At 73.4% G+C, this 22352-nt stretch carries 20 protein-coding genes; 7 read left to right on the top strand and 13 right to left on the bottom strand.

Translation table 11 applies throughout. The annotated features are described in order from the left end of the window. The first annotated feature begins 78 nt into the window (after nucleotides 1-78). On the top strand, nucleotides 79-819 hold the full coding sequence (locus GGE06_RS32900; RefSeq protein WP_116162045.1) for an SDR family oxidoreductase: 741 nt from the start codon (nucleotides 79-81) through the stop codon (nucleotides 817-819). A gap of 11 nt (nucleotides 820-830) precedes the next feature. On the opposite strand, the gene GGE06_RS32895 is transcribed toward GGE06_RS32900, so the two are convergent. Further along, nucleotides 831-1955, bottom strand: a complete 1125-nt coding sequence (locus GGE06_RS32895) for an ROK family transcriptional regulator (RefSeq protein ID WP_116162044.1) — start codon at nucleotides 1953-1955, stop codon at nucleotides 831-833. A 119-nt stretch (nucleotides 1956-2074) separates the two neighbouring features. Here GGE06_RS32895 and GGE06_RS32890 point away from each other — a divergent pair, with 119 nt between their 5' ends. The 3 genes from GGE06_RS32890 (at nucleotide 2075) to GGE06_RS32880 (ending at nucleotide 5574) form a co-directional block, all read left to right on the top strand. Beyond that, the gene (locus tag GGE06_RS32890) at nucleotides 2075-3289 is read left to right on the top strand and encodes an MFS transporter (protein ID WP_184932504.1); all 1215 of its coding nucleotides are present in this window, start codon (nucleotides 2075-2077) and stop codon (nucleotides 3287-3289) included. Between the two features lie 109 nt (nucleotides 3290-3398). Further along, the gene (locus GGE06_RS32885; RefSeq protein ID WP_184932503.1) at nucleotides 3399-4793 is read left to right on the top strand and encodes a uracil-xanthine permease family protein; all 1395 of its coding nucleotides are present in this window, start codon (nucleotides 3399-3401) and stop codon (nucleotides 4791-4793) included. A 73-nt stretch (nucleotides 4794-4866) separates the two neighbouring features. Further along, nucleotides 4867-5574 (top strand): DUF5995 family protein, encoded by a 708-nt coding sequence (locus tag GGE06_RS32880; RefSeq protein WP_184932502.1) that lies wholly within the window; start codon nucleotides 4867-4869, stop codon nucleotides 5572-5574. Between the two features lie 21 nt (nucleotides 5575-5595). On the opposite strand, the gene GGE06_RS32875 is transcribed toward GGE06_RS32880, so the two are convergent. Further along, entirely contained in the window at nucleotides 5596-7293 is a 1698-nt protein-coding gene (locus GGE06_RS32875; RefSeq protein WP_116162040.1) for a flavin monoamine oxidase family protein, read from the bottom strand. A 60-nt stretch (nucleotides 7294-7353) separates the two neighbouring features. Next, a complete protein-coding gene (locus GGE06_RS32870; RefSeq protein ID WP_116162039.1) occupies nucleotides 7354-8160 on the bottom strand; it encodes a carbon-nitrogen hydrolase family protein in 807 nt (268 codons plus the stop codon). A gap of 287 nt (nucleotides 8161-8447) precedes the next feature. Here GGE06_RS32870 and GGE06_RS32865 point away from each other — a divergent pair, with 287 nt between their 5' ends. After that, nucleotides 8448-9002, top strand: coding sequence for a Repetin (locus GGE06_RS32865; protein WP_116162038.1), 555 nt, complete (start codon nucleotides 8448-8450; stop codon nucleotides 9000-9002). 71 nt (nucleotides 9003-9073) lie between these two features. Here GGE06_RS32865 and GGE06_RS32860 read toward each other — a convergent pair whose 3' ends face one another. Next, entirely contained in the window at nucleotides 9074-9529 is a 456-nt protein-coding gene (locus GGE06_RS32860; protein ID WP_030691274.1) for an Lrp/AsnC family transcriptional regulator, read from the bottom strand. A 10-nt stretch (nucleotides 9530-9539) separates the two neighbouring features. After that, on the bottom strand, nucleotides 9540-11027 hold the full coding sequence (locus GGE06_RS32855) for an amino acid permease (protein ID WP_184932501.1): 1488 nt from the start codon (nucleotides 11025-11027) through the stop codon (nucleotides 9540-9542). Between the two features lie 290 nt (nucleotides 11028-11317). On the opposite strand from GGE06_RS32855, the gene GGE06_RS32850 reads away from it, so the two are divergent. Then, complete coding sequence (locus GGE06_RS32850) at nucleotides 11318-12379, top strand: GDSL-type esterase/lipase family protein (protein WP_116162036.1); 1062 nt, start codon at nucleotides 11318-11320, stop codon at nucleotides 12377-12379. A 104-nt stretch (nucleotides 12380-12483) separates the two neighbouring features. On the opposite strand, the gene GGE06_RS32845 is transcribed toward GGE06_RS32850, so the two are convergent. The 7 genes from GGE06_RS32845 to fmt all read right to left on the bottom strand — a co-directional run bounded on the left by GGE06_RS32845 (nucleotide 12484) and on the right by fmt (nucleotide 19287). After that, the gene (locus GGE06_RS32845; RefSeq protein ID WP_181924684.1) at nucleotides 12484-13926 is read right to left on the bottom strand and encodes a GuaB1 family IMP dehydrogenase-related protein; all 1443 of its coding nucleotides are present in this window, start codon (nucleotides 13924-13926) and stop codon (nucleotides 12484-12486) included. Between the two features lie 143 nt (nucleotides 13927-14069). Then, nucleotides 14070-14387 (bottom strand): barstar family protein, encoded by a 318-nt coding sequence (locus tag GGE06_RS32840; RefSeq protein ID WP_116162034.1) that lies wholly within the window; start codon nucleotides 14385-14387, stop codon nucleotides 14070-14072. Beyond that, nucleotides 14377-14799 carry a guanyl-specific ribonuclease gene (locus GGE06_RS32835; protein WP_116162033.1) on the bottom strand — a complete coding sequence of 141 codons (423 nt, stop codon included), beginning with the start codon at nucleotides 14797-14799 and terminating at the stop codon, nucleotides 14377-14379. The genes GGE06_RS32840 and GGE06_RS32835 overlap by 11 nt, the downstream gene beginning before the upstream one ends. 55 nt (nucleotides 14800-14854) lie before the next feature. Continuing rightward, entirely contained in the window at nucleotides 14855-15871 is a 1017-nt protein-coding gene (locus GGE06_RS32830) for a sugar-binding transcriptional regulator (RefSeq protein WP_116162032.1), read from the bottom strand. A gap of 167 nt (nucleotides 15872-16038) precedes the next feature. Then, nucleotides 16039-16722, bottom strand: coding sequence for a ribulose-phosphate 3-epimerase (gene rpe / locus GGE06_RS32825; RefSeq protein WP_041128223.1), 684 nt, complete (start codon nucleotides 16720-16722; stop codon nucleotides 16039-16041). Between the two features lie 150 nt (nucleotides 16723-16872). Beyond that, on the bottom strand, nucleotides 16873-18285 hold the full coding sequence (locus tag GGE06_RS32820; protein ID WP_116162031.1) for an RsmB/NOP family class I SAM-dependent RNA methyltransferase: 1413 nt from the start codon (nucleotides 18283-18285) through the stop codon (nucleotides 16873-16875). 69 nt (nucleotides 18286-18354) lie between these two features. After that, the gene (gene fmt / locus GGE06_RS32815) at nucleotides 18355-19287 is read right to left on the bottom strand and encodes a methionyl-tRNA formyltransferase (protein ID WP_184932500.1); all 933 of its coding nucleotides are present in this window, start codon (nucleotides 19285-19287) and stop codon (nucleotides 18355-18357) included. A 228-nt stretch (nucleotides 19288-19515) separates the two neighbouring features. On the opposite strand from fmt, the gene GGE06_RS32810 reads away from it, so the two are divergent. Then, nucleotides 19516-20034 (top strand): hypothetical protein, encoded by a 519-nt coding sequence (locus GGE06_RS32810; protein ID WP_116162029.1) that lies wholly within the window; start codon nucleotides 19516-19518, stop codon nucleotides 20032-20034. Nucleotides 20035-20208: 174 nt separating this feature from the next. On the opposite strand, the gene GGE06_RS32805 is transcribed toward GGE06_RS32810, so the two are convergent. Beyond that, nucleotides 20209-22338, bottom strand: coding sequence for a primosomal protein N' (locus GGE06_RS32805; RefSeq protein WP_116162028.1), 2130 nt, complete (start codon nucleotides 22336-22338; stop codon nucleotides 20209-20211). Between the last annotated feature and the right edge of the window lie 14 nt (nucleotides 22339-22352).

Below are 22352 nucleotides of genomic sequence, written 5' to 3'. Positions count from 1 at the left end.
GGCCCCCTCCGCGCCGCGCCCCCCTGTCCGGGGCGCGGCGCGGTCGCGTTCGCGCTCCCGGGCGGTCAGTCTGGAGAGATGAGCACGATCCTGGTGACCGGCGGCACGGGAACGCTCGGCCGTCCCGTCTGCGAGCGGCTGCGCGCGGACGGCCACGAGGTGCGGGTGCTCAGCCGGCACTCCCCTCCGTACGCCGTCGACCTGCGCAAAGGCGGACCGCTGCTCGACCGGGCGGTCGACGGGGTCGACGCGGTCGTCCACTGCAGCAACATCCTGCGCGGTGACAAGGAGGCCGCCCGCCTCCTCGTCGAGGCCTCGCGGCGGGCCGGGGTGCCGCACCTGCTCTACATCTCGATCGTCGGCGTCGACCGGGTACCGCTCGGCTACTACCGGACCAAGTACGCGGTGGAGCGCATGATCCAGCAGTCCGGTGTCCCGTGGACCCTGCTGCGGGCCACCCAGTTCCACGACCTGATCCTCCAGCTGCTGCAGGGCCTCGCCAAGCCCCCGGTGATGCTCCTGCCGAAGGAGGTCCGGGACCAGCCGCTGGAGGTGACGGAGGCTGCCGCCCGCCTCGCCGAGCTGGCCGCAGGGCCGCCGGCGGGCCGGGTGGAGGACATGGGCGGTCCCGAGATCCGCACCTTCGACGAGCTGGCCCGCGCCTACCTGCGGGCGAGCGGACGCACGCGCCGACTGGTGGAGGTGCCGCTGCCGGGCCGGGTCTACCGGGCGCTGCGACGCGGCGGGCACCTGGCGCCGGACCGCGCGGTGGGCCGGGTGGCGTTCGAGGAGTTCCTCGCGCGGCGGTTCGCCTCCTAGGCCGTCCGGGCCTACGGGAACAGCTCGTCCTGGGCCGCGTCACGGGCGCGGAGCAGGGCGCCGCGGAGGACCGCCGCGTCGCCGAGGGCGGTGGCGCGGACCTCCGTGCGGAGCGGGGAGAGGGCCGCGAGTTCGGTCTCCACGCGGGCGGCGAGGCCGGCGCCGCCCTGGTGGCCGGTCTCCCCGGCGAGGACCACGCAGCCGGGGTCGAGGACGGAGACGACGGCGGCCGCGCCGACGGCGAGGCGGCGGGCGAGGGCGTCGAGGAAGGGCCCGTGCCCGGAGGCGAGCGCGTCGGCCGGGTCGAGGCCGTGGTCGGCGGCGAGGGCCTCGACGGCGGCCGTGCAGGCCAGTTCGTGGAAGCCGCCGTCGCAGCCGGTGGCCGAGGGAAGCCCCGAGGTGCCGGGAACGGGCAGGAAGCCGATCTCCCCCGCGCCGCCGGAGGCTCCCCGGCGCAGGCGCCCGTCGAGGACGACGGCGGCGCCGACGCCCTGGCCGAGCCAGAGCAGGACGAAGTCCTCCCGGTCGCTGGCCGCGCCCTCGCGGAGCTCGGCGACGGCGGCGAGGTTGGTCTCGTTCTCGACGAGGACGTGGGCGGGCAGCCGTTCCTGGAGGACGCCGACGAGCCGGCGGTGCCAGGCGGGCAGCCCCGAGGAGTCGCGCAGCTCGCCCGTGGCGGGGTCGATGAGCCCGGGCGCGCCGACGGCGACGCTGTGCAGCCGGTCGGCGCCGGCCTCCTTCGCGGTGCGCTCCAGGAGGGCGACCGCCTTCTCGACCGCGGGTCCCGTGCCGCTCTCGTCGCCGACGGGGACGGACGCCTCGGCGAGCGTGGTGCCGAGCAGGTCGGCGACGGTCACGGAGACGGAGCGGGTGCGGACGTCGAGGGCGGCGAGGTGGGCGCGGTCGGCGACGATCCCGTACAGCTTGGCGTTGGGGCCGCGGCGCTCGGCTCCGGCCTCGCCGACGACGTGGACGAGCCCGGAGCCCTGGAGCCGCTCGACGAGGTCGGCGACGGTCGGGCGGGAGAGTCCGGTGAGCGTCTTGAGCTGAGCGGCCGTCAACGGGCCTTCGTCCTGGAGCAGTCGCAGGGCGAACCGGTCGTTGATGGCTCGTGCGGTGCTCGGGGATGCGGCCATGCGGCGATCCTCTCAGACGCGCGAGGAGCGGGGCTCCCTCCGCGGTCTATTTATCAGGCAGGGTTCCTGATAGTTTACGCGGCACACACCACGAGCACCTACGAGCACCGGGAGGGCCCATGGCGGCGGAGACCGTCACCAGCACCGAACGCCTCCGGCGCGCGCGCTTCGCCGTCGCCGCCGTCTTCTGCGTCCACGGCGCGGTCACCGGCAGCTTCGCGACCCGGATCCCCTGGATCCAGGAGCACGCGGGCATCGGCGCCGGGCAGCTCGGCCTCGCCCTCGCCTTCCCCGCGCTCGGCGCCTCCCTCGCGATGCCGCTCGCCGGGGCCGTCTCGCACCGCTTCGGCGCCCGCACGGCGCTGCGCGGCCTGCTCGCCCTGTGGACCCTCTCGCTCACCCTGCCCTCGCTCGCCCCGAACATCTGGGGCCTGTGCGGAGCGCTCCTCGTGTACGGGGCGACCGCCGGCATGTCCGACGTGGCGATGAACGCGCTCGGTGTCGAGACCGAGAACCGGCTCGGCAGGTCCATCATGTCGAGCCTGCACGGCATGTGGAGCGTCGGCGCCCTGCTCGGCTCCGCCGCCGGCACGGTCGCCGCCCACCTCGGCGGCGACGCCCGGCTGCACCACCTGATCGCCGCCCTGGTGCTCACCGCGCTCGGCCTGGTCTTCTGCCAGGGCGTGCTCGACGTCCGCAGCACCCCGGAGGAGGAGCCGCCGCCGCGCTTCTCGCTGCCGCCGAGGTCCGCGCTGATCATCGGCGCCATCGGTTTCTGCGGGGTGTTCGCCGAGGGCGCCAGCCTCGACTGGTCGGCGGTCTACCTCCGGGACGAGCTGAGCAGCTCGGCGGGGCTCGCGGCCGCCTCCACGACCGCCTTCGCGCTGACGATGGCGGTGGCGCGGCTCGCCGGCGACCGCGTGGTGGACCGCTTCGGGGCCGTTCGTACGGTACGGGTCGGGGGCGCCGTCGCCACCCTCGGCGGGGTCCTGGTGGTCCTCGCCCCGCACGCCGCCGTCGCGATGGCCGGATTCGGTCTGATCGGACTCGGGATCGCGGTCGTCGTCCCGCTGGCCTTCGCGGCGGCCGGGCGCAGCGGCCCGAACCCGAGCCAGGCCATCGCGGGCGTCGCCACCATCACGTACACCTCGGGCCTCATCGCCCCCTCGGCGATCGGCGGCATCGCCGACGCGACCTCCCTGGTCCTCTCCTTCGGCCTGGTCACGCTGCTCGCCCTGGGGCTCGTCCTCGGCGCGGGCGTGCTGAGGACGAGCGGGCGGGAGACGGCGTCGGGGACGCCGGAGCCGGCGAAGAGCGCAGGGCCCGTGGCGTAGACCGAGCGGCTTCCCGAAATCCCAGGTCCGCGGCCGTGGCGCCTACCATATGGCTGAACTTTTGCGGTCTCGACACGGCCGCCGGAACCGGAGAACGGGAGCAGACCTCATGAACCTCGGCGTGCGCTGGACCTTGCACGGCGACGGGAGAACACCCGCTCCCGGAGCCGTCGTCCGCCCGGACGAGCGGCTCTCCTGGCCCCGTACGGTCGGGCTCGGCGCCCAGCACGTCGTCGCGATGTTCGGGGCGTCGTTCGTCGCCCCGGTCCTCATGGGTCTCGACCCGAACCTGGCGATCATGATGTCCGGTGTCGCCACCGCGATCTTCCTGCTCGCGACCCGCGGCACCGTCCCGTCCTACCTGGGCTGCTCGCTCTCCTTCGTCGGCGTCGCCGCCGCCATCCGGGCCTCGGGCGGCACCAGCGCCACCGTCACCGGTGCGGTGTTCGTCGTCGGCGGGGTGCTGTTCCTGGCCGGTCTCGCCGTGAAGAAGTTCGGCGCGCGGATCATCCACGCGGCGATGCCGCCGATCGTGACCGGCGCGGTCGTCATGCTGATCGGCTTCAACCTGGCGCCGGTCACGGCGTCGACGTACTGGCCCCAGGACCAGTGGACGGCCCTGCTCGTCATGCTGTTCACCGGACTCGCCGTGGTGTGTCTGCGCGGCTTCTGGTCCCGGATCGCGATCTTCCTCGGCCTGATCTTCGGCTACGCCATCTCCTGGATCTTCGACCTCGTGTTCGGCAAGATCCACTCGGTGTCCCCGAGCGGCCAGGTCACCGACCACTGGCGGCTCGACCTCTCCGGCGTCTCCAAGGCCGACTGGATCGGCCTGCCGTCGCTGCACGGCCCGAGCTTCGAGTGGTCCGCGATCCTCGTGGCGCTGCCCGTGGTCATCGCGCTGGTCGCCGAGAACGCCGGTCACGTCAAGGCCGTCGGCGAGATGACCGGCACCTCCCTCGACGACAAGCTCGGCACCGCGATCGCCGCCGACGGCGTCGCGTCCATGCTCTCCACCGGAGTGGGCGGCCCGCCGAACACCACGTACTCCGAGAACATCGGCGTCATGGCCGCCACCCGGGTCTACTCGACCGCCGCCTACTGGGCCGCCGCCGGCTTCGCGCTGCTCTTCGGCCTCTGCCCCAAGTTCGGCGCGGTCGTCGCCGCGATCCCCGGCGGCGTCCTCGGCGGCATCACCGTGATCCTGTACGGCATGATCGGCCTGCTCGGCGCCCAGATCTGGATCAACGCCAAGGTCGACCTGCGCAACCCGCTCAACCTGGTCCCGGCCGCCGCCGGCATCATCATCGGCGTCGGCGGCGTGAAGCTGCACTTCACCGACACCTTCGAGCTGGGCGGCATCGCGCTCGGCACGATCGTCGTCATCACCGGCTACCACGTGCTGCGGGCCTTCGCCCCGGCCCACCTCAAGACCCAGGAACCCCTCCTGGACTCGGGCACCAGCTCGTACGAGACGGACACGGAAGACGTGTCGAAGAACTGAGTGATTCGCCCGTTCTGGGTAAGCCGGGCCCGAGGAGTTCCCCCGTGGGCCCGGCGGCTGGGAGCCTGCCCCCATGACGCAGACCCAGTGGTGCCCGGAACGGATCGGCCAGTTCGTCGCGGTCGACCCCGTGGTGGACCGGATGCGGGCGCTTCGCGCGGCCTGGCATCCGGCCGACGGGGTCGCCGTCTTCAACCGGGTCTACCTGACGGTCACCGAGGAGATCGGCCACGCCCTCGACGCGGGCGCCTTCGCCGACCGGCGGGCCGCCGCGACCCTCGACGTGCGGTTCGCGGAGCGCTATCTCGCGGCGGTCGACGCCGCCGCCACCGGCCGTCCCGCGCCCGCCTGCTGGCGGCCCCTCTTCCACTACCGGCGCCATCCCGGCGTACGGCCGCTGCAGTTCGCGCTCGCCGGGATCAACGCGCACATCGGCCACGACCTGGCGCTCGCGGTGGTCGACGCCTGCCGGATCCTGGAGTGCGCGCCGGCCGACCTGGAGGACGAGTTCGACCGGGTCGGCGACGTCCTCGTCCTCCTGGAGGAGCGCATCCGGGAGGAACTGATGCCGGGCCCGGACCTCCTGGAGGTCGCGGACCCGCTGACGCATCTGCTCGGCTGCTGGAGCCTGGACCGGGCCCGTGACGGGGCCTGGCTCGCCGCCCGCTCGCTGTGGCAGCTGCGGCGGCTGCCCGACCTGGCCGAGGAGTTCACGGAACGCCTCGACCGGTCGGTGGGCCTGGTGGGGCGGATGCTGCTCACGCCCCTGACCAGGCCCTGACCTCTCGGTCCGTACCGGGGATCAGTCCTCCGGCAGCTCGACCGGGGCGATCTCGTCGTACACGTCGCCCGGACCCGGGTTGGTGCCGTCGGTCGCGCCGCCGAAGTGGTGCATGACGCCCCAGACCGCGTTGAGCGCCGTCTGCACCGCGCCCTCGGCCCAGCCGGCCGTCCAGGAGATGTCGTCGCCGGCGAGGAAGATGCCCCGCTTGTCCTCGGGCAGCCGGTCCTGCATGAAGTGCGTGAACAGGCGGCGCTGGTAGCGGTAGTGGCCCGGCAGGTTCGCCTTGAAGGCGCCCATGAAGAAGGGCTCGTTCTCCCAGGAGACCGTCACCGGGTTGCCGATGATGTGCTTCCGGATGTCGACCTTCGGGTAGATCTCGCCGAGCGACTTCAGCATGACCTCCATCCGCTCGTTCGCCGAGAGCGGCAGCCACTTCAGGCTGTCGTCGCACCAGGTGTACGAGAGGCAGATCGTCGCCGGCTTGTCCGGGCCGTCGTCCAGGAGGTACGTGCCGCGGGTCATCCGGTCGGTCAGCGTCATCGACATGACGTCCCGGCCGGTCTCCTCGTCCTTGTCCAGCCAGAACGGCCGGTCGACGGGGACGAACAGCTTCGAGGACTCCATGTAGTGGGTGCGCTCGATCGCCGTCCAGTGGTCGATCGGGAAGAGCGAGTCGTCGCAGGCGATCTTGGACAGCAGCATCCAGGACTGGGCGGTGAAGATCGCCGCCTGGTACGTGCGGATGTCGCCGGAGGCGTCGGTGACCGTGATGCGGTTGCCGGCGGTCCGGTTCAGCCGGGTCACGGCCGGCTTCGGGGTGCCCTCGTGCAGGGAGCTGAGCGAGGTGCCCTGCGCCCAGTGGACGATCTTCTCCGGCTCGCGCTCCCACAGGCGCAGAGGCAGCTGCTGCGAGCCGCCGACGATGCCGCGGTGGTGGTCGTCGGCCTCGGTGTAGACGACGCGGAGGATCTCCAGGATGGAGTTGGGGAAGTCGGTGTCCCAGCCGCCGGTGCCGAAGCCGACCTGGCCGAAGATCTCGCGGTGGCGGAAGGACTTGAAGGCCTCGGACTCGCAGAGGAAGCCGTAGAAGGTCTGGTTGTCGAGCTTCTCGACGAGCTTCGCCCAGATCTCGCGGATGCGCGGGACGTCGCGCTCGCGCATGGCCTGGTTCATGTCGGAGAAGTCGGCGCCCTCGTCGAGGCACTTGTTCCAGGCCTCGGCGACGTCGCGGTAGACCTGCGGCAGGTCGGCGATCGTCTCGGCGTAGTGCGACTCGCCCTTGAGGTCGACGACGGTCGACGGGGTGGCCGGGGCCAGCGGGTTCGGGAAGTCCCTGGTCTCCAGGCCGACGAGGTCGATGTAGTGCTGGAACGCGGTCGAGGAGGGCGGGAAGCGCATGGCGCCCATCTCGGCGGTCAGGCCCTCGGTGCCGGTGCCCTCGAAGCCGACGGTGCGCAGTCGGCCGCCGATCTGGTCGGCCTCGTAGACGACGGGCTTGAGGCCCATCTTCATGAGCTCGTACGCGGCGATGATGCCGGAGAGCCCGCCGCCGATGACGGCGACCTCGGTGCCGTGCTCGGTGGCCGGTATCTGGCCGAGCCCGGCCGGGTGGGCCAGGAAGTCGTCGTAGGCGTACGGGAAGTCCGGACCGAACATGGTGATCGGCGGCTGGCCGTCGCTGTGCGGGACGGCGGTCGTGGGCACCGTGGACGTCATGGGGTACGGACTCCTTGCACGGAAAAAAGGGTGAGGCGGGGAGGTGGGTGGGGCGGCGGCTCAGACGAGGGAGCCGTAGAGGCCCGGGCGCCGGTCGCGGAGGTAGGGGTTCTCCTGGCGGGAGGCCGCGAGGAAGGCCGGGTCGACGTCGCCGATGACGAGCTCCTCGCCGCGTCCGGCACGGGCCCGGGCGGTGCCGTCGGGGCCGGCCAGGGTGGAGAGGCCGACGAACTCGAAGTCGCCCTCGGGGCCGGTCCGGTTGGCGTACGCGAGGTAGAGCTGGTTCTCGAAGGCGCGGACCGGCACCACGGACAGCGGCACGATCTCGGCGGGGTGCATGAGCGCGGTCGGCACGAGGAGGAGGTCCGTACCGGCCAGCGCGTGCGCCCGCACGTTCTCCGGGAACTCGACGTCGTAGCAGATCATCATGCCGACGGTGAGCCCGCCGAGCTCCGCCTGGACGACCGGCTGGTCACCGGGGGTGAACCACTGCGTCTCGAAGCCTCCGAAGAGGTGGGTCTTGCGGTACTGCGCCAGCGGTACGCCGTCGGCGCCGATGAGCTGCGCGGAGTTGTACAGGACGCCGTGCCGCTCGGTGTCCCGCTCCGGGTAGCCGTAGCCGACGGCCAGGCCGTGGCGCACGGCGATGGCCGCGACGGCGCGGGCGGAGGGCCCGTCGGCGGGCTCGGCCAGGCGCGCGATGTCGGCGCCGATGGCGTAGCCGGTCAGGAAGAGCTCGGGGGCGAGCAGGACGCCCGCTCCGGCGGCCGCGGCGCGGGCGGCGGCCTCGTCGAGGATCTTGAGGTTGGCGGCCACGTCACCGAGCTCACCGGAGCTCTGGAGCAGGGCGGTGCGCAGCGCGGGCATCGGCGATCCTCGTGGGTCGGAAGTTGAGGGGGAAGACGTCAAAAACGGTACGGTTTCGCGCTCTCCCGGGACAAGGCGGAGGCGTTGCGGACCGACCGTCGAACCGTTGCGCGATCGGTGGTCGGCGCGTCGATTCGTTGCGTACGGCTCCGACCGGGGGCGTACGGCTCCCCCGCCGCGCGGCGGAGACGAGGACCGTCCTGCGGCCCGACGCCCGGGCGCGGTCCGGGCGGAAGAGTGGTGCTCGTCCGGAAGACCTGCCGGACGACCTGCCGAAAGGGACCGCCATGAAGCGCCGTACGAAGATCGTCGCCGTAGCCGCCGCGATTCTGCTCACCCTGGGGGCCGGGGGTGTCGCCGTCGCCTCGGGGGACGACGTTCCCGCCCCGGCCGCCGTCTCGGAGGCCGCCGCGCTGACCGGCACCGCGAAGCTGTACCGGCCGGCCGGGGACGACATCACGTTCAGCTTCGACGCGCATCTGGCGGAGGCGGACCGGCAGGATCCGATGAAGGCCACCGGAACGTTCCGCTTCAGCCACTACAAGGGCGACTGGGGCGGGTACGCGAAGGTCAAGGTCGACTGCCTCACCACGGGCGGCAAGGTGGCCGTGGTGTCCGGTGTCGTCGTCGAGACCGACGTGAAGGAGTTCAAGAAGGCGCGCGTCGGCGTCACGGTGCACGACGACCCCGCCGGGGACCGGCTCGGCTACACCTGGATGACGGCGGATCCGCAGAAGGACAAGGTGCCGCCGTGCATCAGCGGCGCGCCGTTCGAGAAGGTCAAGGAGGGGACGGGGGACTTCGAGGTCGTGCCCTGGGAGTTCGTCTACCCGACCGAATAGACCGCCCCACGGGGGTGGGCGGGCGAGGGGCGGTGCGGGAACCACGGCCCGCACCGCCCCGGCCGGCACCTCTAGGCAGGCGAGCCGGAGGAGAAGCGCCGCAGGAGCGGCGAGAGCACCAGGACGGACTTGGTGCGCTCCACGAAGGGCTCGCCCGCGATGCGCTCCAGGACGCGCTCGAAGTGGCGCATGTCCGAGGCGAAGACCTGGACGACGGCGTCCGCGTCACCGGTGACGGTCGACGCGGACACCACCTCGGGGTACCGCTCCAGACCTCGCCGGATGTCCTCCGGCGAGGTGTTGTGGCGGCAGTAGATCTCGACGAAGCCCTCGGTCTCCCAGCCGAGCGCCGCCGGGTCCACCCGGACGGTGAAGCCGGTGATGGCACCCTCGGCCCGGAGCCGGTCCACGCGCCGCTTCACGGCGGGCGCGGAGAGTCCGACGAGCGAGCCGATGTCGGCGTAGCTGCGGCGGGCGTCTTCCGCGAGGGCGTGGACGATGCGTTCGTCGAGGTCGTTGAGTCGCACTACGGGTGGATCACTTCTCTGCTGGAGCCTCTGCCAGGGCCGGAGCCGTGGCCAGTCGGGAGCGGCGCATGCCGTACAGGAAGTAGAACACGAGCCCGGCGGCCATCCAGCAACCGAAGACCACCCAGGTGATGGCATCGAGGCTGACCATGTTGTAGATGCAGAAGGCGAAGCCGAGGATCGGGAAGACCGGGCCGAGGGCCACCTTGAAGGTGCGCGGCATGTCCGGGCGGGTGCGGCGGAGCACGATGACCGCGACGTTGACCAGGGCGAAGGCGAAGAGGGTGCCGATGCTGGTGGCGTCGACGAGCTTGCCGAGCGGGATGACCGAGGCGAGGACGCCGCAGAAGAGCGACACGATGACCGTGTTGATGCGCGGGGTGCCGGTCTTGCCGCTGACCTTGCCGAAGACCTTGGGGACCAGGCCGTCGCGGGACATCGCGAAGAGGACGCGGGTCTGGCCGTAGAGCACGGTGAGGACGACGCTGGCGATGGAGATGACCGCGCCGGCGGCGAGCATCGTGCCCCAGAAAGTCTGGCCGGTGACGTCGTTCATGATCGCGGCCAGGGTGGCCTCGGAGCCCTCGAAGGCCTTCCAGCGCCAGGCGCCGACGGCGACGGCCGCGACGAGCACGTACAGCACGGTGACGATGAGCAGCGAGAGCATGATCGCCCGCGGCAGGTCGCGCTTGGGGTTCTTGGCCTCCTCGCCGGCCGTGGAGGCGGCGTCGAAGCCGATGTACGAGAAGAAGAGGGTCGCGCTCGCGGCGCCGACGCCGGTCATGCCGAGCGGCATGAAGTCCTTGTAGTTGCCGGACTTGAAGCCCATGAAGCCGATGGCGCAGAAGATCACGAGGGTGACGATCTTCACCGCGACCATGATCGTGTTGACGACGGCGGACTCGCGGGCACCGCCGAGCAGGAACACCATGGCGAGCATCACGACGATCAGGCCGGGCAGGTTGATGACACCGCCCTCGCCGGGGGCCGACGAGAGCACGTCGGGAATGGTGACGCCGATCGTGCCGTCGAGCAGCTCGTTGAGGTACTCGCCCCACCCGACGGCCACGGCGGCGACGGAGACGCCGTACTCCAGGACCAGACACCAGCCGCAGACCCAGGCGACGAGTTCGCCCATCGTTGCGTACGCGTACGAGTACGAGGAGCCGGCGACCGGTATGGAGCCGGCCAGCTCGGCGTACGAGAGCGCCGAGAACAGCGCCGTGAGGCCGGCGATGACGAAGGCGATCGTGACGGCCGGACCGGCCTTCGGGACGGCGTCTCCGAGGACGACGAAGATGCCGGTGCCGAGCGTGGCACCGATGCTGATCATGGTCAGCTGCCACATCGAGAGCGAGCGGCGGAGACTGCCGCCCTCTCCCTGTCCACCCTCATCGACCAGGCGTTCTACCGGCTTGCGGCGGACGAGCGCGCCGAGAGCGGAGGTCTTCGGGGTGGTCGTGTCGACGACCGGTGGGGCTGCGCCGTGGTCCAGCACTGCGGAGGCTCCTTCATCGCTGCCTGTGGGTACGGAGACGACCGCGGCGGTACGCGGGCATGCCGGAGCAAGACCCACGGGGGACGGGAACCGCCGAGCAGGCGGTCGACGCCACTCCTGGTACGGGGCACGAGCCTAAAGGCAAGAGCTTCGCACTCGTAATGCAGGGTTGTTGCGCAGTGCCGGATGATCATTGCGCGCTTCGGGCACAGACGGGCGAACATTGCGCTCCCCCGCATGAATCGACACATCCGGGTGTGAACCGGCACGTGCACGCGTATGGACTCCTCATGCGGAATGACGCACGCTGCGAGGCCCTGGCGACCGCCTTTGGCGCCCCCCGATCGGAGGCCCCGGTGCACTGGCTCGACCCGGCTCCGTTCCTGCGCGGCACGGCCTGGCTGGACGGCGACCGGCCCGTCCGCGCCGACCCCGACGACCTCGAACGGCTGCCGTGGGACATCGCCGAGCGGGCCGCGCTGCCCATCGGCGTACGGATCGAGTTCAGGGCCGCGCCCGGCACGCGCGCGGTGGAGCTCCGCTACCGGGCGGCCGTCCCCGGGCCCGACGACCCCCTGCGCGCGCTGCGCCACTGCTTCGCCCTCTGGCAGGGGACACGGCTCGTCGGGGAGACGTGCGCTCCTCCGGCGCCGGAGGCCGTCGTGAAGCTCGCCCTCCCCCCGTGCGGCGGCGTCTTCACCGTCCACCTCCCGGAGGGCCAGGCGCCCGTCCCGCTCGCCCTGCGGGCCGTCGGCGGCGGCCTCTCCCCCGCCCCGGTCCGCCCCCGCTGGCTCGTCCACGGCGACTCGATCACCGAGGGCTGGTGGTCGACCCGCCCGGCACACTCCTGGCCCGCCACGGCGGGCCGGCTCCTCGGCCTCGACCCGGTCAACCTGGGGTACGCGGGCGGGGCGCGGGGCGAGCTGCCGCTGGCGGAGCATCTGGCGCGGCTCCGAGGCGATGTGATCACCCTCGCGTTCGGCACGAACTGCTGGTCCCGGGTGCCGGCGACGGCGGACTGGCTCTACGCGACGGTCCGCGCGTTCGTGGGCCTGGTCCGCCGGGGCCACCCGTCCACGCCGCTGTTGATCCTCTCCCCGGTCCTGCGCCCGGAGGCGGAACACACCCGCAACGCACTCGGGGCGACGCTGACGGAGCTCCGACGCGCGATGGAACGCGCGGGCCGCGACCTGGCCTCGGAGGGCGACCCCCACCTCCACGTCCTCCCCGGCGGCCCCCTCCTGGGCCCGGAACACCTGGCGGACGGGCTGCATCCGAACGACGCGGGGCACGCGCGGCTTGCGGGGGCGGTGGCGGACGCGCTGCGGGGGGTGCTGCGGCCGGACGGTTAGGCCCCCGGCGCCCTGGGGCCTGCGCCTCCCCCGGCGCCGCCCACAACGGGCTTGGGCCCCGGGACGAGGTCCCGGGGCCCAAGGCGTACCACAAGCGCGAGCGACTAGCTCCAGCTGGCGTGGAGGGGCTTGCCCTCCGCGTAGCCCGCCGCCGACTGGATCCCGATCACCGACTTCTCCTCGAACTCGGCGAGCGAGCCCGCACCCGCGTACGTGCACGACGACCGCACGCCCGCGATGATCGAGTCGATCAGGTCCTCGACGCCCGGACGCTGCGGGTCGAGGAACATGCGCGAGGTGGAGATGCCCTCCTCGAACAGCGCCTTGCGGGCGCGGTCGTAGGAGGACTCGTCCGAGGTCCGGTTCCGCACGGCGCGGGCCGAGGCCATGCCGAAGGACTCCTTGTACGCACGGCCCTGGGCGTCGTGCTGGAGGTCGCCCGGCGACTCGTAGGTCCCGGCGAACCAGGAGCCGATCATCACGTTGGACGCACCGGCGGCGAGCGCCATGGCGACGTCGCGCGGGTGGCGGACACCGCCGTCGGCCCAGACGTGCTTGCCGTACTTCTTCGCCTCGGCGGCGCATTCGAGGACGGCGGAGAACTGCGGCCGGCCGACGCCGGTCATCATGCGGGTGGTGCACATGGCGCCGGGGCCGACACCGACCTTGATGATGTCCGCGCCCGCCTCGATGAGGTCCTTGACGCCCTCGGCGGCGACGATGTTGCCCGCGACGATCGGGACCTGCGGGTCGAGCGCCCGCACGGTGCGGATCGCGCTGATCATCGACTCCTGGTGGCCGTGCGCGGTGTCGATGACGAGCGTGTCGACGCCCGCGTCGAGGAGCTGCTTGGCCTTGCCGGCCACGTCGCCGTTGATGCCGACGGCGGCGGCGATGCGCAGGCGGCCCTGGGCGTCGACGGCCGGGGAGTACAGCGTCGCGCGCAGCGCGCCCTTGCGGGTGAGGATGCCGACGAGCTTGCCGTCCGCGTCCACGGCGGGGGCGTAGCGGCGGTTGGCGGCGTCGAGGGTGTTGAAGGCCTCGCGCGGGTCGATGTCGGCGTCCAGGAGCAGCAGGTCCTTGGACATGACCTCGGAGAGCTGGGTGAAGCGGTCGACGCCGGAGAGGTCCGCGTCGGTGACGACGCCCACCGGGCGGCGGTTCTCGTCGACGACGACACCGGCCTCGTGGGCGCGCTTCGGCAGCAGCGACAGCGCGTCGGCGACGGTCTGGTGCGGCTCCAGGACGATCGGGGTGTCGAGCACGTGGTGGCGGCTCTTCACCCACGAGATGACGTCGGTGACGACCTCGATCGGGATGTCCTGCGGGATGACGACCAGGCCGCCGCGGCGGGCGACCGTCTCGGCCATCCGGCGGCCGGCGATGGCGGTCATGTTGGCGACGACGAGCGGGATGGTCGTCCCGGTGCCGTCGGGCGAGGAGAGGTCCACGGCCTGGCGGGAACCCACGGCCGAGCGGCTCGGCACCATGAACACATCGTCGTACGTCAGGTCGTAGGGCGGCTTGACGTCATTGAGGAAACGCACGTGCTGACATCCCAGTCGTTCGGATCGGCCCCTAGGCATTTCAGCCAGGGGAAAAAGCACGTAGTTCATTGTCCCACGCCAGTACGAATACCAGTCCAGGCCGAAACATCCGAGGCTTACGGCATGCGGTTCGTCGGATCCTCCTAAAGGTCCTCCGGAAAGCCCTCCCTCGGCTCCCCCAGCGCGAGGAGGACGGAGAGGTGGGTGGGGCGTTCGTCGACCGCCGTGGCGAAGACGTCCTGGGCGATCCCCCACTCGCGCGGGTGCGTCCTCGCATAGGTCTGCCAGCCGGTGACGACGAGGGTGACCGGCTCGGGCAGGTCGGTGAGGCAGTCGGCGAGGGCGTCCCAGTTGCGGCCGAACCAGTCGGGCAGGGCGAGCGCGACGGCGCACCGGTCCATGAGGGCGGCCTTGTCCATGACGCCGGTCAGGTCGAGGACGACGGGGTCGTCAAGCCTCATCCGTGACCACCTCCCGGAAGGTCTCGTAGTGGTCGTCGGTGTAGTACGTCTCGCCGCCGCGCCCGGTGACGATGCGCCGCGCTCCCCGGTCGCGTCCGCCGGGGGTCTTCACGGTGTACTCGTGGTAGTAGCCGCGTTCGCGCCGGGGCAGGACCCGCTCGAAGTTCGAGAAGACCGTGCCGTCCTTGGCGTACGGGAAGGGGCCGCCGCGCGCGATGAGGGCGAGCGTCTCGCGCGCCTCGGGCGGCAGCCGCGACGCCCGTACGGTGGGGAGCCCCGAGGTTCCGGTGGCCGCGGCGGCCGCGGGCGTACGGGTCGGGGTGGCGGTGCCGGTGCCGCCCGCCGAGGAGCACCCGGCCAGGAGGACGGCGAGGACGAGCGCGAGGAGTACGCGCAGGGGCCGGAGCGACATGTCCCGAACATACCGTTACGGATCGGCTCCGGCCCCTGGGCTCACGCGGCCTCGTTCAGTTGCCGTCGGGGTCCTTGCGGTCGAGCGCCGGGTGCGTGCCCGGGCTGGACTCGGTGAGCAGGTAGTCCGCCGCGGCGCGGTCGGTGACCAGGCTGGTGACGAGCCCGGAGCGGAGCACCGCGCCGATCGCCGCCGCCTTGCGCTGGCCGCCGGCGATCGCGACGACCTCGGGGATCCGGCGCAGCCGGTCCGCCTCGACGGTGATGCAGCGCTCGCCCAGGTCGCGGCCGACCCGGCGCCCCTCGGTGTCGAAGAGGTGCGCGGACATCTCGGCGGCGACGCCGAGCGAGGCGTAGTGGGCGCGCTCGGCGTCGGAGAGCATGTCGTGGACGGTCGAGATGCCCGGCTCCCAGGAGCCGATGGAGACGCAGGCGACGGTCACCTTGTCGAAGTACTCGAAGGCCCGCGCGATGCCGGTCTGGCTGCGCAGCGCGGCCGCGGTCGCCGGGTCGGGCAGCAGCATGGGCGCGTAGATGGGGTGGGCCTCGCCGCCGGAGACCTGCGCGGCGCGGCGCACGGCCTCGACGGAGCCGCGCTCGGCGGTCCCGGCGTCGTACACACCGGTGAGCTGGACGACCGTGCAGGGCGGCAGCCGGTCGAGGGCCGCCGCCATGTGGATGGTGGAGCGGCCCCAGGCCAGGCCGAGGACGTCGCCCTCGGTGACGAGCTCGCCGAGCAGGTCGGCCGCGACCTCGCCGAGGTTCTCCGGGTCGGGCGACTCGTCGTCGCCCTCCGCCGGGGACTCGACGACGACGGCGTGGCGGAGCCCGTAGCGGGCGCGGAGCGCGTCGGAGCGCTCGGCGTCCAGCTCGGCCGGTACGCGGATCTCGATCCGCACGAGGTCGCGCTCCAGGGCGGTCTCCAGGACCCGGGCCACCTTGAAGCGGCTCACGCCGAACTCCTCGGCGATCTGGATCTTGGACTTGCCCTCGAGGTAGAAGCGGCGGGCCATGGCCGCCGCCTGCACCAGCTCCGCGGGGCCCATCCGCAGGGCTGACCGTCCCGCCGACATACCCGCCACCGCGATCTCCTCACTGCTGTTCACGTACCGCTGTTCACGTACGGAAGTCACATACCGATGTCGTTCACACTCTGGACTCGCCGTTCATCCTGTCAGATCCGGCGGGCCTTGATCAGTCCTGTCGACGGCCCGACGGACCGCGTTCATCCGCCGGAGGCTCAGTGGCCACACGCCCACGCGGCGGACGCGGTCGCGGCCTCCGCGCGGGCCCGGAGCGAGGCGACGGCCGCGGCCGGATCCGCCGCGCCGTACACCGCGGAACCGGCGACGAAGACGTCGGCCCCGGCCTCGGCGCACCGCTCGATCGTGGACTCGGCGACCCCGCCGTCGACCTGGAGCCACAGCTCCAGACCGTGCTTGGAGATCAGCTCACGGGTGCGGCGGATCTTGGGAAGCATGATGTCGAGGAAGGCCTGGCCGCCGAAGCCGGGCTCGACGGTCATGATGAGCAGCATGTCGAGCTCGGGGAGCAGGTCCTCGTACGGCTCGATGGGCGTGGCCGGCTTGAGGGCCATCGACGCCCTCGCGCCCTTGGCCCGGATCTCCCGCGCGAGCCGGACCGGCGCGGCGGCCGCCTCGACGTGGAAGGTGACCGAGCCGGCGCCCGCCTCCACGTACTGCGGGGCCCAGCGGTCGGGGTCCTCGATCATCAGGTGGCAGTCGAGCGGGGTGTCCGTCGCGCGGGCCAGCGACTCCACGATCGGGACGCCGAGCGTCAGGTTGGGGACGAAGTGGTTGTCCATCACGTCGACGTGCAGCCAGTCGGCACCGCCGACGGCCTTCGCCTCATCGGCGAGCCGGGCGAAGTCCGCGGACAGGATGCTGGGGTTGATCTGCGCCATGTGCCAAGCCTCCCACGTTCTTGGGCACTTCTTTGCCGCTGCGCGGTTTCGGATCCGGTCCAGACCAATTTCGGTACGAAGCGACGAGTCCGGGACCCGCACAGACCGGGTGATTGCGGTCAGGTGATCGAACGGCCGATCGACCGGAGGTCAGGCGGTCCGGCGCAGCAGCGCCAGGTACATGGCGTCCGTGCCGTGCAGATGCGGCCACAGCTGGACGTCAGGACCGTCGCCGAGCTCCGGGACGCCGGGCAGCAGCGGGCGGGCGTCGATCAGCTCGGCGCCGCCGACCTTCTTGAGGACGTCGTCGACGACGACCCTGGTCTCGGCGAGGTGCGGCGAGCAGGTCGCGTACCCCACGACGCCGCCGACGCGGACGGCGCTCAGGGCCTCGGTGAGCAGGGCGCGCTGGAGCGGGGCGAAGCCGTCCAGGTCCTCGGGGCGGCGGCGCCAGCGGGCCTCGGGGCGGCGGCGCAGGGCGCCGAGACCCGAGCAGGGCACGTCCATGAGGACCCGGTCGAAGGAGCCGGGGAGCCACGGCGGGCGGGTGCCGTCGGCGGCGATCACCTGGTACGGGCCGGGGTTGCCGGCGAGGGCGCGCTCGACGAGGCGGGCGCGGTGCGGCTGCTTCTCGGAGGCGAGCAGGAAGGCGCCGCGCTCGGCCGCGAGGGCGCCGAGGAGGGCGGCCTTTCCGCCGGGGCCTGCGCAGCCGTCGAGCCAGCGGGCGTCGGAGCCCTCCACGGGGGCGTTGGCGAGGGCGATCGCGACGAGCTGGCTGCCCTCGTCCTGGACGCCGGCCCGGCCCTCCTTGACCGCCTCGATGGCGCCGGGCTCGCCGCCCTCGGCCATCCGCAGGGCGTACGGCGACCAGCGCCCGGGCTCGGTCTCGGCGCCGGCGGCCAGCTCCTCGGTGCTGATCCGGCCGGGGCGGGCGACGAGGGTGACCTCGGGCCGCTCGTTGTCGGCCTCCAGGAGGCTCTCGATCCCGGCGCGGCCGCCGCCGAGGGAGTCCCACAGCGCCGAGACCACCCAGCGCGGGTGCGAGTGGACGACGGCGAGGTGGTCCTCGGCGTCCTCGTCGTACGGCGGGGCGACCTGCTCCACCCAGGCGTCGAGGTCCTGCTGCGAGATCTTCCGCAGCACGGCGTTCACGAACTTGGCGCGCCCGTCGCCGAGCACGACCCGGGCCAGCTCGACGCTGGCGGAGACGGCGGCGTGGGTGGGGATCCGGGTCCCGAGCAGCTGGTGCGCGCCGAGCGACAGCACGTCGAGCACGGGCGGGTCGACCTCGCGCAGCGGCCGGTCGACACAGGCGGAGATGATCGCGTCGTACGTGCCCTGCCGGCGCAGCGTCCCGTACACGAGCTCGGTCGCGAGCGCCGCGTCCCGCCCGTCGAAGTCCCCCTTCTCCCGGGCCTTCTTGAGGAGCGGCGGCAGCACCAGGTTCGCGTAGGCGTCCCGCTCGTCCACCGCCCTCAGCGCCTCGAAGGCAAGCATCCGCACGGGGTCCTTCTGGGGCCGCCGGTAGGGCTTGTGGGGACGACGACGTGCCTGCTCGCTCAAAGGTGCTCCGCGTGACGAAATGAGGGGTGGAACGCTCCCAGCCTACGTCGCCCGCGGAGCCGCCCGCGCCTACGCCCCGAGCCGCTCACCCGGGGCGATGCGCACGCCCCGCGCCCAGTCCGCGGCCTTCATCGGCTTCTTGCCCTGGGGCTGGACCCAGAGGAGTTCGACGGCGTACGAGCCGGTGCCCGCGTACACGTTGTTCTTGCCGACCACGAGCTCGCCCGGGGCGAGGTCCGTGCGGTCCGGGAGGGGGGTGACCTGGATCAGCTTGAGGCGTTCGCCGCGGAAGACCGTCCAGGCGCCGGGGGCCGGGGTGCAGCCGCGGACCACGCGGTCCACCCGGAGCGCGGGGGCGGCGAAGTCGACGTGGGCGTCCTCGACCTGGATCTTCGGGGCGAGGGTGATGCCCTCGATCGGCTGCGGGACGGCCTGGAGCGTGCCGTCCTCGATGCCGTCCATCGTCGCGGCGAGCAGCCCGGCGCCCGCGAAGGCGAGCCGGGTCAGCAGGTCGCCGCTGGTGTCCGTCGGGCGGACGTCCTCGGTGACGACGCCGTAGACCGGCCCGGAGTCGAGGCCCTCCTCGATGAGGAAGGTGGACGCGCCCGTCACCTGGTCACCGGCCATCAGGGAGTGCTGCACGGGCGCCGCGCCGCGCCACGCGGGCAGCAGCGAGAAGTGCAGGTTGACCCAGCCGTGCGCGGGGATGTCGAGGGCCACCTTGGGCAGCAGCGCGCCGTACGCGACGACCGGGCAGCAGTCCGGCGCGATCTCCCGCAGCCGGGCGAGGAACTCCTCGTCGCGCGGCCTGGCCGGCTTCAGGACCTCGATCCCGGCCTCCTCCGCCCGCTGGGCCACCGGGCTGGCGACGAGCCGCCGGCCGCGCCCCGCCGGGGCGTCCGGCCGGGTGACCACTGCGGCCACCTCGTGCCGCCCGGAGGCGATCAGGGCGTCCAGGGCGGGAACGGCGACCTCGGGGGTGCCTGCGAAGACGAGCTTCATGGGTCGGGACTGCCTGTCTCTCCGGGGGCGTGCGGGCAGCGCACCAGTCTAGGGCCGCTGGGGCGGAGGGGGCGTACGGGGCGGTGAGCGCCCCGCGCATATGCGTGTACGCCCCCGCAGCGTGACCCAAGCCCCGGTGGCGCGTTGGTCAAGAGAGATTGACCGAATCGGGTCGCTGCTCCCCCCCTGCGGCCCGCCCCCTTAAACGCCGGTTCGAGAGGCTTTCACATGGCCGACCACGCAACCCACGACGCCCAAGCCCGGGCAAGTCTGCACCTGCTGGTGCGGGACATCGAGCGGGTCCGGCGGCAGGTGGACGCACTGCGCACGCTCACGGCCCAGCTGGGCAATGTCTACCGCCCTCGCCGCTCCGGCCCGTCGACGGGCTTCGTCGTCTACGGGCGCGCGCCCGCCCCGACCGTACGTCTCGCCCAGGAGCTGCGGGACAGTGTCGAGACCCTGGTGACCGCGGCGGTCGACTTCGACCGCTCGCTCGGGTTCTCCTGGGACGCGGTGGGTTCCGCGCTCGGGGTCACCAAGCAGGCCGTCCACCGCCGCTACGGCGCCCGGCGAGCGCCCCAGCCGGGCGTGGCCGTGGACCAGGACCACGCGGTGGAGCCGGGCGTGGCCCGCACGCTCCCCTCGGTCCCCGCCGCCCGTTCGATGCCGCCGCAGCCCACCTCGGGCAGCGCCACCCTCCGCGAGGACCCGCGCCCGCCGGCCTTCCCGGGCCGACGCAACGGCTGACCCGGTAAGAACGGACCACGGCCGCCCGCCCCCACCGGGGACGGGCGGCCGTGGCGCGTCCGGGGCGCCTTGGGGCGGCCGTGAAGCGGCCGGGCGGCGCCTCCCGGCCGATGCCCGGCGGACAGAGCCGCCCGGCCCGTCAGCCGATGCCGACGGAGAGCGCCGCCCGCCCCCTCAGCCGATGTCCGGCGGGTCCACCCTGATCCGTACCGGTTCCCCGCCTCCGCGCGCCATCCGCGCCGCCCTCGCCTGCTTCAGCGAGGACGCCAGGGCCGCGCCGCTGCCCGGCGGGACCCGGACCAGGGCCCGGTCCCACTGCTCGCCGGGCGGCGGATCGCCGGGTCTGCGGGGGCCGCCGGGGCGGACGACGGGCAGCGGCACGGGGCCGAGGACCTCCGCGTCGGCGGGCAGCCCGGCCGCCGTGAGGAAGCCCTCGACGGCCTCCGGCGGCCCGGTCACGGCGGCCATCCGGGAGACCGGCGGGAAGCCCAGCTCGGCCCGCTCGGCCAGCTCCCGCTGGGCGTGCCCGACCGGGTCCCAGCGGACCAGCGCCTGGACGGGCCGGAGGGTCGGTTCGGCGACCACGACGACGGCGCCGCCCTCGGCCTGGCCGCGGACCAGCGAGGCCGCGTCGATCCAGCGGCGCAGCGCCTCCTCGCCGGCGCGCAGGTCCGGCCGGCCGAGCATGGCCCAGCCGTCGAGGAGCAGCGCGGCCGCGTAGCCGCCCTCGGCGACGGGTTCGGCCCCGGGGGTGGAGACGACGAGCGCGGGGCGCCCGGGCACGCTGTCCAGGACGTGGTCGCGGCCGGAGGTCCGTACGGGCACGGCGGGGAACGCCCGCCCGAGCTCCTCCGCGGTCCGCCGGGCGCCGACCACCTGGGCCCGCAGCCGGGTCGAGCCGCACTCCGCGCAGTGCCAGTCGGGGGCGCCGCGGCCGCACCAGCCGCACCGCAGCTCCTGCTGCTCGGGGGCCTCGAGGGGCCCGGCGCAGTGCCGGCAGCGGGCGGGCGTGCGGCAGCGCTCGCAGGCCAGTCTCGGCACGTACCCCCGGCGGGGGACCTGGACGAGGACCGGCCCGGTCTTGAGGCCCTCCCGTACGGTCTGCCAGGCGAGCGAGGGCAGCCGGGCGGCGCGCGCGGCCTCGTCGCGGGCGAGTTCGCCGTCGCCGACGGTCCGGATCAGGGGCGCGGCCTTGCGGACCTGCTCGCGTCCGGCGCCGAGCGCCTGGGCCCAGCCGGACTCGACGAGCTGGGCGGCCTCGACGGTGCAGCTGGTGGAGCCGAGGAGGAAGGCGCACCGGTCGTGGGCGGCGCGCAGGAGCAGCACTTCGCGCGCGTGGGGCTGCGGGGCGTGCGGCTCGCTGTGGCTGCCGTCGCCGTCGTCCCAGATGACGGCGAGGCCGAGGTCCCGTACGGGGGCGAACATCGCGGCCCGGGTGCCGACGACGGCCCGCACGGCGCCGCGCCGCACGGCGAGCCACTGCGCGTACCGCTTCTCGGGTCCGGCCTCGGCGGTGAGCACCGCGTGTCGGCCCTCCCCCAGGACCTCGGTCAGCGCCGCGTCGACCCGGCCGGCGGCCCGCCCGTCGGGGACGACGACGAGCGCGCCCCGCCCGGAGGCGAGGGTGGCGGCGACGGCACGGGCGATCTCCTGGGCCCAGTACGGCCCCGGCAGCGCGTTCCACACGGCCCGGGGCGCCCCGCCGCGCGCGAGGGAGTCCAGGAACGCCGGCCCGCGCTCGTACCGCGTCCAGCTCCCCGGCTCCGGCGCCCTGGGCGGCGGCAGCGGCGCGGGCGAGGGCCGGCGCTCGGCGCTCGCGTTGCGCGGGGGTACGGCCAGCTGGAGGACGTCGGCGAGACTCCCCGCGTACCGGTCGGCGACCGCCCGGGCGAGGCCGAGCAGCTCGGGTCCGAGCACCGGCTCGGGCGAGACGACGTCGGCGAGCGCGGCCAGCGGTCCCGAGTAGTCGGACTCGGCACGCCGCTCCACGAGGAAGCCGTCGATCAGCCGCCCGCCCTCGCGCCGCCCGCCCCGCACCTGGTGCGCCCCCGCCCCGAACCGCACGCGCACGCGCACGCCGGGCCGGGCGGCCTCGTCGAGCTCCTCGGGGACCGCGTAGTCGAAGAACTGGTCGAGGTGGAGCGCCCCCTTGTTCACGACGACCCGGGCGACGGGCAGTTCCCTGGCCAGCGCGGCCCCCCGCCACGTCCGCGGCTTGGCCCGCGGCACCTTCGCCTTCCGGACGGTCTCCCGGATGAGCGCGAGCTGCTCGGGCTCGTCGGACTTCTCGTTCTCGCTGCTCACAGCCCCATACCTAC

Source organism: Streptomyces nymphaeiformis (assembly GCF_014203895.1).
GTDB classification, from domain to species: domain Bacteria; phylum Actinomycetota; class Actinomycetes; order Streptomycetales; family Streptomycetaceae; genus Streptomyces; species Streptomyces nymphaeiformis.
The sequence above is the reverse complement of the archived record's forward strand: the minus strand, read 5'-3'. Positions and strand labels throughout refer to the sequence as shown.

Coding starts and splice junctions, on each gene's coding strand:
- GGE06_RS32810 (WP_116162029.1), top strand. CDS start 19,516: ATGGCCGACCACGCAACCCACGACGCCCAAGCCCGGGCAAGTCTGCAC.
- GGE06_RS32840 (WP_116162034.1), bottom strand. CDS start 14,387: ATGAGGCTTGACGACCCCGTCGTCCTCGACCTGACCGGCGTCATGGAC.
- GGE06_RS32900 (WP_116162045.1), top strand. CDS start 79: ATGAGCACGATCCTGGTGACCGGCGGCACGGGAACGCTCGGCCGTCCC.
- GGE06_RS32885 (WP_184932503.1), top strand. CDS start 3,399: ATGAACCTCGGCGTGCGCTGGACCTTGCACGGCGACGGGAGAACACCC.
- GGE06_RS32865 (WP_116162038.1), top strand. CDS start 8,448: ATGAAGCGCCGTACGAAGATCGTCGCCGTAGCCGCCGCGATTCTGCTC.
- GGE06_RS32875 (WP_116162040.1), bottom strand. CDS start 7,293: ATGACGTCCACGGTGCCCACGACCGCCGTCCCGCACAGCGACGGCCAG.
- GGE06_RS32870 (WP_116162039.1), bottom strand. CDS start 8,160: ATGCCCGCGCTGCGCACCGCCCTGCTCCAGAGCTCCGGTGAGCTCGGT.
- GGE06_RS32890 (WP_184932504.1), top strand. CDS start 2,075: ATGGCGGCGGAGACCGTCACCAGCACCGAACGCCTCCGGCGCGCGCGC.
- GGE06_RS32835 (WP_116162033.1), bottom strand. CDS start 14,799: ATGTCGCTCCGGCCCCTGCGCGTACTCCTCGCGCTCGTCCTCGCCGTC.
- fmt (WP_184932500.1), bottom strand. CDS start 19,287: ATGAAGCTCGTCTTCGCAGGCACCCCCGAGGTCGCCGTTCCCGCCCTG.
- GGE06_RS32880 (WP_184932502.1), top strand. CDS start 4,867: ATGACGCAGACCCAGTGGTGCCCGGAACGGATCGGCCAGTTCGTCGCG.
- GGE06_RS32895 (WP_116162044.1), bottom strand. CDS start 1,955: ATGGCCGCATCCCCGAGCACCGCACGAGCCATCAACGACCGGTTCGCC.
- GGE06_RS32850 (WP_116162036.1), top strand. CDS start 11,318: ATGCGGAATGACGCACGCTGCGAGGCCCTGGCGACCGCCTTTGGCGCC.
- GGE06_RS32830 (WP_116162032.1), bottom strand. CDS start 15,871: ATGTCGGCGGGACGGTCAGCCCTGCGGATGGGCCCCGCGGAGCTGGTG.
- rpe (WP_041128223.1), bottom strand. CDS start 16,722: ATGGCGCAGATCAACCCCAGCATCCTGTCCGCGGACTTCGCCCGGCTC.